This window comes from uncultured Erythrobacter sp., assembly GCF_947492365.1.
Classification (GTDB): Bacteria; Pseudomonadota; Alphaproteobacteria; order Sphingomonadales; family Sphingomonadaceae; genus Erythrobacter.
On record NZ_CANLMB010000001.1, the window covers coordinates 135857 to 149944 of the forward strand.

General features: G+C 60.7%; 15 protein-coding genes. 11 read left to right on the forward strand and 4 right to left on the reverse strand.

Annotated elements, in window-relative coordinates; all coding sequences use genetic code 11:
• Nucleotides 1-16: 16 nt before the first annotated feature.
• Entirely contained in the window at nt 17-988 is a 972-nt protein-coding gene (ispH, locus tag Q0887_RS00630; protein ID WP_299191449.1) for a 4-hydroxy-3-methylbut-2-enyl diphosphate reductase, read from the reverse strand.
• Between the two features lie 105 nt (nt 989-1093).
• On the opposite strand from ispH, the gene Q0887_RS00635 reads away from it, so the two are divergent.
• The 9 genes from Q0887_RS00635 (at nt 1094) to tatC (ending at nt 8556) form a co-directional block, all read left to right on the forward strand.
• Nucleotides 1094-1744 (forward strand): hypothetical protein, encoded by a 651-nt coding sequence (locus Q0887_RS00635; RefSeq protein WP_299195148.1) that lies wholly within the window; start codon nt 1094-1096, stop codon nt 1742-1744.
• Between the two features lie 89 nt (nt 1745-1833).
• Nucleotides 1834-3582: an arginine--tRNA ligase gene (gene argS, locus Q0887_RS00640; RefSeq protein WP_299191451.1), complete on the forward strand. Its 1749-nt coding sequence runs from the start codon at nt 1834-1836 to the stop codon at nt 3580-3582.
• 15 nt (nt 3583-3597) lie between these two features.
• Nucleotides 3598-4278: an SPOR domain-containing protein gene (locus Q0887_RS00645; RefSeq protein ID WP_299191453.1), complete on the forward strand. Its 681-nt coding sequence runs from the start codon at nt 3598-3600 to the stop codon at nt 4276-4278.
• A 124-nt stretch (nt 4279-4402) separates the two neighbouring features.
• A complete protein-coding gene (gene nagZ / locus Q0887_RS00650; RefSeq protein WP_299191455.1) occupies nt 4403-5425 on the forward strand; it encodes a beta-N-acetylhexosaminidase in 1023 nt (340 codons plus the stop codon).
• A gap of 71 nt (nt 5426-5496) precedes the next feature.
• Nucleotides 5497-6285, forward strand: coding sequence for a ScpA family protein (locus Q0887_RS00655; protein WP_299195150.1), 789 nt, complete (start codon nt 5497-5499; stop codon nt 6283-6285).
• On the forward strand, nt 6282-6971 hold the full coding sequence (gene scpB, locus Q0887_RS00660) for an SMC-Scp complex subunit ScpB (protein WP_299191456.1): 690 nt from the start codon (nt 6282-6284) through the stop codon (nt 6969-6971). The genes Q0887_RS00655 and scpB overlap by 4 nt, the downstream gene beginning before the upstream one ends.
• 99 nt (nt 6972-7070) lie before the next feature.
• Nucleotides 7071-7307, forward strand: coding sequence for a twin-arginine translocase TatA/TatE family subunit (gene tatA / locus Q0887_RS00665; protein WP_299191458.1), 237 nt, complete (start codon nt 7071-7073; stop codon nt 7305-7307).
• Nucleotides 7308-7350: 43 nt separating this feature from the next.
• Complete coding sequence (gene tatB / locus Q0887_RS00670) at nt 7351-7740, forward strand: Sec-independent protein translocase protein TatB (RefSeq protein ID WP_299191460.1); 390 nt, start codon at nt 7351-7353, stop codon at nt 7738-7740.
• A complete protein-coding gene (gene tatC, locus Q0887_RS00675; protein WP_299191461.1) occupies nt 7741-8556 on the forward strand; it encodes a twin-arginine translocase subunit TatC in 816 nt (271 codons plus the stop codon). It abuts the gene before it with no gap.
• 80 nt (nt 8557-8636) lie between these two features.
• Here tatC and Q0887_RS00680 read toward each other — a convergent pair whose 3' ends face one another.
• The 3 genes from Q0887_RS00680 to Q0887_RS00690 form a co-directional block, all read right to left on the reverse strand.
• Entirely contained in the window at nt 8637-8858 is a 222-nt protein-coding gene (locus Q0887_RS00680) for a hypothetical protein (protein WP_299191463.1), read from the reverse strand.
• Nucleotides 8859-9032: 174 nt separating this feature from the next.
• Nucleotides 9033-10688: an amidohydrolase family protein gene (locus tag Q0887_RS00685; protein WP_299191464.1), complete on the reverse strand. Its 1656-nt coding sequence runs from the start codon at nt 10686-10688 to the stop codon at nt 9033-9035.
• 8 nt (nt 10689-10696) lie between these two features.
• Nucleotides 10697-11623, reverse strand: a complete 927-nt coding sequence (locus Q0887_RS00690; protein ID WP_299191466.1) for an NAD(P)-dependent oxidoreductase — start codon at nt 11621-11623, stop codon at nt 10697-10699.
• Between the two features lie 87 nt (nt 11624-11710).
• Here Q0887_RS00690 and Q0887_RS00695 point away from each other — a divergent pair, with 87 nt between their 5' ends.
• Together Q0887_RS00695 and Q0887_RS00700 are read left to right on the forward strand one after the other, a co-directional pair.
• Nucleotides 11711-12964, forward strand: a complete 1254-nt coding sequence (locus Q0887_RS00695; protein WP_299191467.1) for a threonine ammonia-lyase — start codon at nt 11711-11713, stop codon at nt 12962-12964.
• 277 nt (nt 12965-13241) lie between these two features.
• Complete coding sequence (locus Q0887_RS00700; protein WP_299191469.1) at nt 13242-14087, forward strand: arginyltransferase; 846 nt, start codon at nt 13242-13244, stop codon at nt 14085-14087.
• The last annotated feature ends 1 nt before the right edge of the window (nt 14088 follow it).

Below are 14088 nucleotides of genomic sequence, written 5' to 3' on the forward strand. Positions count from 1 at the left end.
CTCGCCCCTCGCTTGCCTATTCGGTGAGCTGGCGTGGCAGTTTGAACACCATGCGCTCTTCGGTGGTCTTGATAGTCCGCTCGCGTATGGGGCGCAGTTTCGCCAGCGCATCCACCACCTCGCGCACCAGAATTTCCGGAGCCGAAGCACCCGCTGTGAGCCCGATTGTGGTCACGCCTTCAAGCCATGCAGGATCAATCTCCGTGGCCCGCTGAATCAGCTTGCCCGGCGTGCCCAGCCGCTCTGCAACCTCGACCAGCCGCAATGAATTGGAGGAATTCGGCGCGCCAACAACCAGCAGGAGGTCGCAGTCTTCGGCTAATTCCTTGACTGCCGCCTGACGATTAGAAGTCGCGTAGCAAATGTCCTCAGCCTTCGGCCCGCGAATATGCGGGAAGCGCGCCTTGAGCGCGGCGATGACTTCGGCGGTGTCGTCGACCGACAGTGTCGTCTGGGTAAGAAAGGCGAGCGGTTCTTCGGTCGCGAAGTCCAGTTTTGCGACATCCTCGACTGTCTCCACCAATGTCATCTGGCCCTGATCGACCTGACCCATCGTCCCGATCACCTCAGGATGCCCCGCATGGCCGACAAAGATGATATGGCGGCCCTTTTCGATCTGTCGCTCGGCCTGACGGTGGACTTTCGATACCAACGGGCAGGTCGCATCGACATAAACCATATTGCGCCGCTCTGCCTCGGCAGGGACCGCTTTGGGAACGCCATGCGCGCTGAACACAACCGGCGCGTCGGTGGGCACTTCGTCCAATTCCTTGACGAAGATCGCGCCTTTGGCCTTCAGTCCCTCGACCACATATTTGTTGTGGACGATTTCGTGCCGGACATAGACCGGCGCGCCATAGCGCTCGAGCGCCTTTTCAACGATTTCGATTGCACGATCGACCCCTGCGCAAAAGCCGCGCGGGGCCGCGATCAGCAGGTTGAGCGGTTCCGCACTGGAACTATCGGACGTTTGCAAGGGTGCGTTCATGCCATGGCCTCTAGCGCTTTGCCGCGTGCCTCGCTAGGGCGAGGATAAATGCGGGATTCTGATAAGAGATACCTGCACAAGATCGATATCGAAGGACGGATTTCAATGTTGTTTCGCACCCGCGCTTTGCCTGCCATCGCTTTGGTCGCTGCCCTTGCTGGCTGCGCGCGCGAGGGTGAGCTGGTGGTCGATCAAGGCGTCGGCATCACCTCGGTTCTGACGACTTGCCCGGCGGTCGGCATTCCGGACTATACCGGCGATGTCACGACATTCCGCACGGCGGGTGATCCGACTTTGGCCAATCTCGACGTTTCGGCGTCGATGACCAACCTGCGCTCGACCTGCAACGACACGAGCGACCGCATCTATACCGAGGCGACGTTCGATATTCAGGCCCGCCGCACCGATGTGCGCGGCAGCCGGACTGTGACGATCCCCTATTTCGTGACCGTGCTGCAAGGCGGCAGCGCAGTGCAGAGCAAGCGTCTGGGCGAAGTCACATTGACCTTTGCCGACGGGCAGGAACGCGCCGAAGCAAGCGCGCGAGCCGGGTCGTTTGTAGATCGCGCCGCAGCCAGCCTGCCCGAGGATATTCGCGAGCGGATTACTCGGCGACGACGGGCCGGCGATCCCGAAGCGGCGCTCGATCCGCTTGCAGCTCCCGAAGTTCGTGCCGCGATTGCGCGTACGCGCTTTGAAATGCTGATCGGCTTCCAGCTGACCGAAGAACAGCTCGCCTACAACGCGACGCGTTAAGCGAGTCCTTGAAAAAACTGTGAGTCCCCGCAAAGGCTGGGGCGTGCTGCAAGGAGGCTCCCGCCTGCGCGGGGGCGCACAGGTATTCTATGTCTGACAAAACACTTTACGCCGCCTATACGGGCATTGTCGAAGAAGCGCTGGGCGCATTGGTTGACGACGGCACTTTGCCAGCCGATGCCTCGTTCAAGAACGTCACGCTAGAGCCGCCGCGAGACCCCGCGCATGGCGATCTCGCGACCAATGCCGCAATGGTGCTGGCCAAGCCTGCAAAGACCAATCCGCGCGCGCTTGCAGAGGCAATTGCCGCCAAGCTCGAAGCGCATGACAGCATCACCAGTGCAGAAATCGCGGGGCCGGGCTTCATCAATCTCCGGCTCGAACCGGCTGCGTGGCTGAGTGAGTTGCAGGCGATTGACGCGCTTGGTGATCTTTATGGCCACTCAGCCATGGGCGCGGGCACGCGAGTTAATGTCGAATATGTCTCGGCCAACCCGACTGGCCCGATGCATATGGGCCATTGCCGCGGCGCGGTGGTTGGCGACGCGCTGTCCAGCCTGCTCGAATTTGCCGGGCATGATGTGACGCGCGAATATTACATCAACGATGCGGGCGGTCAGGTCGACACGCTCGCGCGCTCGGCACATCTGCGTTACCGCGAGGCGCTAGGCGACAATATCGGCGACATCCCCGAGGGGCTGTATCCAGGCGCCTATCTGGTGCTTGTTGGCGAGGCGCTCGCTGGCGAGTTCGGCGACAAATACAAAGACCTGCCCGAAGAGGAATGGCTCGCCATTTTCCGCGCCGAAGCGGTTGCGCGGATGATGGAGCTGATCAAATCCGACCTCGCGCTGCTGGGCATCCACCACGATGTCTTTGCCTCCGAGGCAGCTCTGCACGCGGCAGGCAAACCCGACGCAGCCGAGGCTTGGCTGCGCGAGCATGACCTCGTCTATGACGGCGTTCTTGAAGCACCCAAGGGCAAGGCTCCGCCAGAGGATTGGGAACCGGTCGAACTGCCGCTGTTCCGCTCGACAAAATTTGGCGATGATCAGGATCGCCCGATCAAGAAATCGGACGGCAAATGGACCTATTTCGGCGCCGACCTTGCCTATCATATGCAGAAGGCTGGCGAGGCCGATGAGCTGATCGACATCTGGGGCGCTGACCATGCCGGCACGGTCAAGCGGATCAAGGCAGCGGTCGCAGCGCTTTCCGAAGGGAAGGGCGAGCCCACTCCATTTGACGTAAAACTGGTCCAGATGGTCCAGCTGATGCGCGGCGGTGAGCCGGTGAAAATGTCCAAGCGTTCGGGCAATTTCATTACGATCGCCGACATGATCGAGGAAGTGGGTAAGGACGTGGTGCGCTTCACTATGCTCACCCGCAAGCCCGAGGCGCAGATGGACTTCGACTTTGCCAAAGTGGTCGAAGCCTCGAAGGACAACCCCGTCTGGTACGTCCAATACGCCCATGCGCGGATCCAATCGACCTTGCGCAAGGCGCTGGAAGATGAGGGAATTTCCCCGTCAACCGAGGCGCTTGGCCAGCTTGGCGCTGAGGAAATCACCCTCATCCGCCGCGCTGCGCAATTCCCGCGCGAGATCGAATCTGCGGCAAAGGCGCGCGAACCACACCGGATCGCCTTCTACCTCTATGACCTCGCAACTGACCTCAACGCCTTTTACAGCCTCGGTAACACCGACCTGGAAAAGCGGTTCATCCTGAAACAGGACAAGGCTTTGTCCGCCGCGCGGCTTTTCTTGGCGGAGTCTATCGGGCAAGTGTTGCGCAATGGGCTTCGCGTGCTGGGCGTAGAAGCCGTGGATCGCATGTAACGGGGAACTGGTTCGTTGATCATCGAAGGCGAATACGAAGAGGTTGAGGGAACCGAAGGCGAGCTTGACCTGTCGGAAGATGATAGCCTGCCATGGCTTGAAGCGGACGAGGAAGACGAAGGTTCGGGCGGGATCGACACCGCGCAGATCGTCGGCTTTGCGCTTGTCCTACTGCTTCTGCTTGGCCTGATTGTCGCAGGCGTCTGGTACTTCGCCAACCGCTCCAGCGGTGATGCGCAAGTGGCCGATGGTAGCACTATCGAAGCGCCTGAAGGCCCGATCCGCGAACGTCCCGAAGATCCCGGTGGCCGCGAATTCGATGGCACTGGCAATGTTGCTCCCGTCGTCGGCGAAGGCGGGACGCGCGAAGGCGTGATGGACACCGATGGCAATTCGGGAAGCGGCGATAGCGCCGGAGGAGAGGGCAGCGAGGGTGGCTCTGGGGAGACTACCGGCACAGCAGGCGTGGGCGTCCAGCTCGCAGCCTACAGCTCGCGCGCTCGTGCCGAGCAGGGCTGGAACGATCTGCGCAGGCGCACCAGTGCGCTCGATGGCGCACGCTACCGGATCGAGGAAGGCACTGTCGACATTGGCACCGTCTACCGGCTTCAGGCGGTTGCAAGCGACCGTGCAGCGGCCGATCAACTTTGCGCGGCGCTGCGTGCAGACGGGCTTGATTGTCAGGTGAAACCTTAAACTCGCGCGCTGCATGACCGACGAGACGCGATTCATCGCTTTCTCACCAGATTTCCCCCCAAAATCGCGCAAATCAAAGGTTAGCGCGCTTGCCTGATCGTCCCCTCGCTGCAAGGCTTTGCACATGATTCCGGCGATTTTCGGATGTTCCGGTCCGGTCCTGACCGATGACGAGCGCGCGTTCTTCCGCGAGGCTGATCCTGCGGGCTACATCCTGTTCGGGCGCAATTGCGAAAACCCTGCACAATTGCGCGCTTTGACTGACGATTTGCGCACGATCCATGGGCGCGAAAAGCTGCTTGTTTCGATCGATCAGGAAGGCGGACGGGTCGCTCGCCTACGCCCGCCGCAATGGGCCTCCTATCCGGCGGGTGAGGCGTTTGACCGGCTTTATGCTGTTGCTCCCGCCAGCGCGATCGAAGCTGCCCGCGCAGGAGCAAAAGCGATGGCGCTCGAACTGTCGGCAATGGGGGTCACAGTCGATTACCACCCTCCGCTCGATGTTCGGCAGGCTGGCGCACATGATGTGATCGGTGATCGCTCGCTTGGCAGCGATCCGATGCAGGTCGCAGCGATTGGCCGAGGGATCCTTGACGGATTGAGCGCAGGCGGCGTCACGGGATGCATCAAGCATATGCCGGGCCACGGTCGCAGCATGTGCGACACGCACAAGGAAATGCCGACGGTCCGTGCGAGCGCCGAAGAGCTTGAGCATGACCTCTCACCTTTCCGTTCGCTCAATTCGGCGCTGGTCGGTATGACCGGCCATCTCAAATTTCCGGTCTGGGACACAGAAGATCCGGCGACACTCTCGCGCACGATCATTCAGGACATCATTCGCGGCGAGATCGGCTTTGACGGCCTGCTTCTGACCGACGATATCGATATGGAAGCGCTCGGCGGCTCGATCCCTGAACGCGCCGCAGCCGCGCATCAGGCGGGCTGTGACATCATCCTCAATTGCTGGGCGAAGATCGACGATATGACGGGGATTTGCGAAGTGCTTCCTGAGATGTCGACCGAGGTTACAACCCGGCTTGATCGAGCGTTAGCTGACACACGCATCACCGACACAATCGCTGACGAACAAGGCGAGTTGCTCGCCAAACGCGACGCGTTGCTGGCGCTGACTGGAGAGGCGGCATGAGCGCTGAAGATACCGAAGACGGCTTCATGCTGACCGGCGATGCCGCCGGAATGGGAGATCCGACCGCGGAGATGCCAGACAACTGGCCTGCTGATGATGTGGCGCGGCAAGGCGCAAAGTCAGGCGACGACGCGCTTTATCTTGAGCTCGACGGGTGGGAGGGTCCGCTCGACCTGCTTCTCGATCTGGCAAGGCGGCAAAAGGTCGATCTGCGCGCGATCTCGATCCTCTCATTGGTGGATCAATACCTCACCTATATCGAGCGCGCGCAGGATTTGCGGCTGGAGCTGGCGGCGGATTATCTCGTCATGGCGGCGTGGCTCGCTTACCTCAAATCCGCGCTGCTGCTGCCCAAGGACGAGCAGGAAGACCCAAGCCCCGAAGAGCTCGCGCTGCGCCTGCAATTGCGCCTCCAGCGGCTTGGAGCGATGCGCGAGGCGGCAGCCCGGCTGATGGCGCGCGACCGGATCGGGCGCGACATTTTCCTGCGCGGCGCGCCAGAGGGGCTGCGCACCGATCGCAAGACCCTGTGGCGCTCGGACGCCTATTCGCTGATCCAGGCCTATGGTCAGGTGAAGGCGCGCACGGCGCCGCGCATCTACCACGTATCGGACCGTCCGGTGATGACGCTCGACAGCGCGCTCGACCGGGTTTCGGCAATGCTAGGCGTGACGCTCGACTGGATGGACCTGCGCGACTTCCTGCCCAAACACGCGAAGCCCGAACTGCGCAAATCCGCGCTCGCATCGAGCTTTGTCGCCGCGCTTGAACTGGCGCGGCAGGGCCGGGCGGAAATCGCGCAGGAAGAGGCGTTCTCCCCCTTGCGTATCCGCCGTCTGAAAGAAGGGGCCACAGCGTGACAGAGGATGCACAGAACGTCCCTGACGAGGTCGAACGCGGGCTAGAAGCGACGCTTTTTGCCGCAGACGAGCCGCTAAGCGTCGAACAGATTGCCGCGCATCTGGGCGATCTGGAAAAGCCGGTGATCCGCGACGCGTTGCAAGCTTTGCAAGCGCATTATGCCAATCGCGGCGTGCAATTGGTGGAGCGCGGGAAGCGCTGGCATTTCGAGACAGCCGCCGACATGGCGCATCTCCTGCGCCGCGAAAAGGAGCAGGTCCGCAGGCTCAGCCGTGCAGCGACCGAAGTGCTTGCCATCATCGCCTATCACGAGCCGGTGAGCCGCGCGGAAATCGAATCGATCCGCGGTGTGCAGACCAGCACTGGCACGCTCGATGTGCTGATGGAGGCAGGCTGGATCAAGCTCGCGGGCCGCCGCGAAGTGCCCGGCCGCCCCGTGATCTATGCGACCACTCCAGAATTCCTCGACCATTTCGGCCTCGAATCGCGCCGCGATCTTCCCGGCATGGACGAGCTGAAAGCGACCGGCCTGCTCGATCCGGTTGACGACGCGTTTGAGGAGGCAATGGGCGGGTCGGACGATGAAGCAGCGGCGGAAGAGACAGAATCGCAGGATTGCGAAGCCGTTGAAGAGGACGCACCTGACACGCCGGAGATGGACGCCGAAGAGGGCACGCAGGGTTAGAAATTTCCGCCTAAGTCACGTGCGACTGGCGCGAGCGGGTCTTCATGCCTATATTCAGGTCAAGACACCCCCCGAAAGGGCAATTGAGAGAGACTTCGCATGGGCATCGGCTGGCCTCAACTTCTGATTATCGCGCTCGTTATCCTCGTCCTTTTCGGGCGCGGGCGAATTGCTGAGATGATGGGCGACTTCGGCAAGGGTATTTCGAGCTTCAAGAAGGGCATGACCGAGGACGATAGCGCAAGCGAAGCGTCCAAGGCCCAGATCGAAGCACCGGCAAAGGACGCCGCTTCTGCCGAGACGAAGGCTAGCGAAAAGAGCGAAACTCCCAGCTGATCCATTCGCAGTCGCGCTTTAGGGCGCGCTCCAAAGGCACTCCATGTTCGATATCGGCTTTCAGGAACTGCTGGTCATTGTGATCGTCGCGGTCCTTGTGATCGGGCCGAAAGAGCTTCCGCTCGCGCTGCGCACTGCCGGGCGCTGGATTGGCAAAGTGCGCAAGGTTTCTGCCCATTTCCGCACCGGTCTCGATGCCATGGTGCGCGAGGCTGAACTCGAAGACATGGAAAAAAAGTGGAAGGCGCAGAACGAGGCGATCATGAAGCGCTCTGCCGCTTCCAGCGAGGCCGAGGCGGGTGAGCCGGTCATGACCGGACCGCCTCCGGTAAGCACTGAGCCCAACGCCAAGGCTGTGCCCCCCAAGCCTCCCGAAACGCCGCCTGGTGATGGCGCTCCATCTAAGCCTGCGCCATCCAAGGATGCGGAATAGATGGCGTTTGAAGTCAAGGATATCGACGAAAGCCGCGCGCCGCTGCTCGACCATCTGATCGAGCTGCGAACACGGCTTGTGCGCGCTGTGATTGCGCTGATGATCGGCTTTGCGGTGTGCTTTTATTATGCCGACCCGATCCTGGGTTATCTTGTTCAGCCACTGAAAGACGCCTTTCCTGACGGGGAGGGGCAGTTGATCTTCACCAAGCTGCCTGAAATCTTCTTCGTCGAGCTGAAAGTTGGCCTGTTTGCCGGATTCATGCTGAGCTTTCCGATCATTGCAAACCAGCTCTGGGCATTTGTCGCGCCGGGGCTTTATGCCAATGAGAAAAAGGCCTTTCTGCCCTTCCTTATTGCAACGCCGGTGCTGTTCCTAGGCGGAGCTGCACTTGCCTATTATGTCGTGATGCCCACCGCGTTTCGTTGGTTCCTCGGTTTTGGAGGAGAGGCTGGCGGGCTTCAGGTGCAGGCGCTTCCGGCGGCAGGTGACTATCTCAGCCTGGTGATGCAGTTCATTCTAGCCTTCGGGCTGACATTTCTGCTGCCTGTCTTGCTGATGCTGCTCCACCGCGCTGGCATCGTGACGCGGTCACAGCTCGCTGGCGCGCGGCGCTATGTCATTGTTGGCGTGGTCGCGCTTGCGGCGATAGTGACACCGCCTGATCCGGGCAGTCAGGTCATTCTTGCGCTGCCGCTATTGGTTCTGTTCGAAGGCTCGCTGCTCCTGATGCGGTTTCAGGAGCGGGGTTCGCGCAAGCAGGCTGAGGTTGATGCCGATCAATCCGCAGAGGACAATGCTCTGACTGGCAAATAGGAAAAGAGCTTGCCTGCTCTGACAAAAGAAAAGGGCCCCGTAATCGAGGCCCTTTGAGGAAGTTCCAGAAGACGAGAAAGTTACGGGCTGGTCGGCGTGTCATCATCATTGCTGGAGGCGACGATGATTCCGCCGACAACCGCGGCTGCACCAAGGATTGCAAAAAGGTAGGACGCGTTGCCTTCAAGTTCGCTCTCACCTTCAAGCGGCGCGCTGGCGCGTTCGAATGCGGCTTCAGCAATGGCAGGCGATGCCATGAGCGAGAGCGCTCCTGCAGCGAGGGCGATGGTGCGAATTTTCATCGATTGGTCTCCTTGGGGGTCACTTATAAAGCGTTTTGTTCTGCCAGAATTGCGAACGGGCGCGCCCGCAAAGCATTAGCTTGAACGCACGAGATACCAAAAAATCACGTTAATTCAAGTACCTACGCAGTAGTACGTAGTCTGGCCTCCGAATCCCGTTAAGGAGAAATCTTGCTAACGGGCGAAGACGCGCTGGCCGCCTACCCAGACTTCGCGGATTTCGGTTTCTCGGATGTCGGTGGGCGAAGCAAGCATCGGATCGCGGTCGACGAAAAGGAAGTCTGCGCGCTCGCCCGGGATCAAACGCCCGAATCGCCCATCTGCGAAACCGGCAAAAGCTGCGTCCGATGTGAAGGCGGCGAGTGCCTGTTGGCGGTTGATCGCTTCTTGCGAGCGCCAGCCGCCAAAGGGCTGACCATCCGCATCCGTCCGGCTGATCGCAACCGCGAGGCCGGCAAATGCGTCTGCAGGTTCAACCGGAGCATCCGAGCCGAATGCCAGCCGCCCTCCAACTTCGAGCACGCTGCGCCAGGCATAGGCGCCGCCCAGCCGGTCTTCGCCCAGCCGGGCTTCTGCCATTGTGCGGTCCGAGGTTTGGTGGAGGGGCTGCATCGAAGCGATCACCCCGTGTTCGCCAAATCTGGCAAGGTCTTCGACATCGACAATCTGCGCATGTTCGATCCGCCAGCGCCGGTCGCCGGTATAGGTTTCTGACAGCTCCGCAATGGCGAGCAATACGTCCGCATTCGCAGCATCGCCGATGGCGTGGACGGCGGTCTGGAAATTGTTGAGCGCGGCGAGGCTCATCCGGTTGCGCAGCTGCGCGGGCGTGATGAGCGCAAGGCCGCTTGTACCCGGCTCGTCGTCATAGGGTTCTTTCAGGATCGCCCCGCGTGAGCCGAGCGCGCCGTCGACATAGATCTTGATCCCGCCCATGCGCAGCCGGTCTTCGTAAAGCCATGGGGTCGGACCCGGGCCGCCGATCAGCTCCATCGATTCAACCGAATTGGCATAAGCCATGATCCGGATGCGCAAGGTTCCGTTGTCGCCCGCGCGGCGGAAAGTCTGCCAGTCCTCTATCCCGATGCCCATATCGGCAACCGCGGTAATGCCATTGGCGAGCAAGCGCTCCTGAGCCATGGCAAGCGCGGCGTCGCGGTCTTCGGGTCGAGGGGCGGGAACGATGGAATTGACGAGTGTTTCGGCATTGTCGACGAACACGCCTTCAGGTGCGCCACTGGCGGTGCGGATGATGCGTCCGCCTTCAGGATCGCGGGTTTCGGCTGTGACCCCAGCTTCCTCGATCGCCATCGTGTTGGCCCAGCTCGCATGGCCATCGACGCGGCTCAGCCAGACCGGGCGATCCGAAACGACGGCATCCAATTCAGCGGCGGTGGGGAAGCGGCCAAGGCCCCATTTCTCCTGATTCCAGCCGCGACCCAATATCCATGGTCGTCCAGGGTTTTCCTCGGCGAACAGGGCGATCTTGGCGAGCGCTTCTTCGAGGCTGTTCGTGTCGGACAAGTCCAGCGTAAGCGCGCCAACGCCGATTCCCATCACATGGACATGCGCGTCAATCATGCCCGGCAGCATGACCTGACCTGCGCCATCCATTGCAAAGTCGATATCTTCGGGGCGTTCCTCGCCGCGTTCGAGCGTGTGGGTAATGATGCCGTCATCGTCGAAGACGAGGCTGGTGAAGCGCTTCACGTCGCCGTTCTCGTCGATCGTGACGCCATCGACATTATAGACGAGCGTGTCGGCAAGCACTGGGCTTGCGATCAGCGCGGCGCCAAACATAAGCGGAGCTGCCAGAAGGGTGCGGATCATGCAGGTTCTCACTTGGAATTGGGAGCTTTGGGAAGGCGCGTTATGAGCGCGCTCGTGTCGTGCCGCGCGCCGCCATTGGCTTGCACGTCGGCATAGAATTGATCGACCAGCGCGGTGATCGGCGAACTCAGTCCGAGGCGATTGGCCTCGCCTAGCGCATAGCCCAGATCCTTGCGCATCCAGTCAATCGCAAAGCCGAAATCGAACGTGTCGGCGGTCATGCTCGCCCAGCGATTGTCCATCTGCCAGCTTTGCGCCGCGCCGCCGGCAATCGCTTGATAGGTCTTTTCAAGGTCAAGCCCTGCGCCCTGCGCAAGCCGGATCGCTTCCGAAAGTCCGCCCAAAATACCCGCGATGCACATCTGGTTGACCATTTTGGCGGTCTGGCCAGCGCCGGTCGGGCCGACATGAGTGATCGCCTTGGCATAGGGCTGCATTGCGGGCGTAGCGCGCGCCATCGCTTCGTCCGATCCGCCGCACATGATCGCAAGCTGGCCATTTTCCGCGCCCGCCTGACCGCCGCTGACGGGCGCATCGACAAAGGCGATGCCTTTGGCTGCGCATGCCTCTCCCAATTGCCGAGCCATGTCGGCTGAAGTGGTGGTGTGGTCGATCAGCAGGCTGCCTTCGCGCATCGAGGCAAGCACGCCGTTATCGGCGAGAGTGACGCTGGCGAGATCCTCGTCATTGCCGACGCAAACCATGACGATATCTGCACCCGAGGCGGCTTCGCGCGGGGTATCGGCAAAGGCTACCTCCAGACCTTCATCAGCCCATAATTGCGCCCATTTGCGCGCGCGCTCAGGCGAACGATTATAGGCGGTAACGCGGTGTCCGGCGTTCTGTCCGGTTCGGGCCAGATGGCCGGTCATCGGGCCGCCCATCACGCCAAGGCCGATAAACGCTATTGCTTTGCTGTCTGCTGGATCGCTCATTGGCAGCCACGCCTAATGCGATTTGCACCGATTGCCAACGGAATCGAATTGCCCTTACGCATAGGAAGCCTTAGGTGCGCGGGCACTATGAATGCCCCAGACAACAGCCTTTCGCCCGCTCCGACACCAGCGGACCTGACCATCGACGATGTGCGTGCAGCTGCGCAGCGCATTGACGGCGCGGTGGTCAAGACGCCGATGATGCATTCGATCACCCTGTCGGAGATTACTGGCGCGGATATCTGGCTGAAGTTTGAGAACCTGCAATTCACCGCCGCCTATAAAGAGCGCGGCGCGCTCAATGCTTTGCTGCAATTGACCGAAGAGCAGCGCAATCGCGGTGTGATCGCGGCCTCGGCCGGCAACCATTCGCAGGGGCTTTCCTATCACGGCACCCGTCTGGGCGTTCCTGTCACCATCGTCATGCCCAAGACCACGCCGACGGTGAAGGTCATGCAGACCGAGAGCGTGGGCGGCAATGTCGTCCTTCACGGCGAAACATTTGACGATGCCAATGCCCATGCGCGCGAGCTGGAAATTGAGCGCGGGTTGACCTTTGTCCATCCCTTCGACGATCCGCAGATCGCGGCAGGGCAGGGCACGGTTGCGCTCGAAATGCTTGAGGTGAAGCCTGATCTCAATTGTCTTGTTACGCCGATCGGCGGGGGCGGTCTGATTTCGGGAATGGCAACGGTCGCCCGAGCGCTCAATCCCGATATCGAAGTGGTTGGCGTTCAGGCAGGCCTATTCCCCAGCATGTTTGCCAAGATCAAGGGTGAAACTCGCGATTGCGGCGGGGACACTCTGGCTGAAGGGATCGCGGTCAAGAAACCGGGTGAATTCACCAGTCAGGTGATCGCGGAAAGGGTCGACGACATCTTGCTGGTCGACGAGCCGAGCCTTGAAAAGGCCGTTTCGCTGTTGCTCCAGATTGAGAAAACGGTTGTCGAAGGAGCTGGCGCTGCTGGCCTTGCCGCGGTGCTCGACAATCCGGAGCGCTTCAAAGGCAAGTCGGTCGGGCTGGTTCTGTGCGGCGGCAATATCGATACGCGGCTGCTCGCCAATGTGTTGCTGCGCGATCTGGCGCGGCAAGGCCGTCTGGCGCGGCTGCGCGTAACCTTGCAGGATCGCCCCGGCGCGCTGTTCAAAGTCATGCGTCTGTTCGATGCGCACAACGTCAATATCATCGAGATCTATCACCAGCGCATTTTCACGACTCTCCCTGCCAAGGGCCTCATCACCGATATCGAATGTGAAGCCCGCGATGCCGATCAGGTCGAACGGTTGGTCGCTGCGTTGCGCGATGCGAAATATTCGGTGCAGGTCGTCGAGCTGAATTAGCTCTTCGTCGATTCGCGCGATTTTACCCCCCGATTAAGTTCGCTTAGCTGGCCTGTCCCACTTCGCGACGCGCGCACGGCGCTTTGCAAATCTATGGTCCGATCCGGTGGAATTCCGGCCCGTGAAATGTGCAAAGTAACCCCATATTCACCCTGTTTTGTGGTTAAGGGTCTTTTACCGGCCGTGCCAAGAAGGCATAAGAATGTCTTAACGCAGCATCCGGCGATTCCCGTGAAGCGCCTGTGACATTCACCTAGCGAAGGACTCCGCCAAACCCGTGACGGCACCAATCCGCTTCCCCCGCTTCTTCGTGACAAGCCCTGCGCCTTGCCCCTATTTGCCGGGCAAGAGCGAGCGCAAGGTGTTCACCGAACTCAAGGGCGCGCATTCGGATCAGTTGAACGAGGCACTTGGCCGGATCGGTTTCCGCCGCAGCCAGACGGTTGCCTATCGCCCTAGCTGCCTTGATTGTCAGGCATGCGTTTCGGTGCGGGTGGTCGCAAACGAATTCAGGGCATCGAGCACACAGAAGCGTGATATCAAGCGCAACAGCGACCTTGTCGTGACTGAATGCCGCCCCTGGGCGACGGACGAGCAGTTTGAACTGCTCTCCAAATATCTCGGCATGCGCCATCCCGATGGCGGAATGTCGACCATGGATGAGATGGATTATGCCGACATGGTCGAGCATACGCCGGTCACCAGCACCTTGGTTGAATATCGCGAGCCGACCGAAACGGAGGAGCCGGGCCGGTTGGTCGGCGCATGCCTTACGGATCGCCAGGGCGATGGGCTTTCGATGATCTATTCGTTTTACGATCCCGATCACGAGGAGCGCGCGGGGCTGGGCAATTACATTATCCTCGACCATATCCTGCGCGCTGCGGATAGCGGATTGCCCTATGTCTATCTGGGCTATTGGGTCGATGGCAGCCCTCGCATGCAGTATAAGGTTCGCTATCGCCCGCTCGAAAAGCTGACCCGCGAAGGCTGGCAGCGCATGGGCGAGGATGAGCAGAGCAAACTGATCGCCGCAGCTACAGCACCGCGTGACAAATCTGCTGGCGCAATTGGCGGCGCAAGGGGTAAGGACGGACAGCCCGTTAAATTCCCTGCGAGTTGAG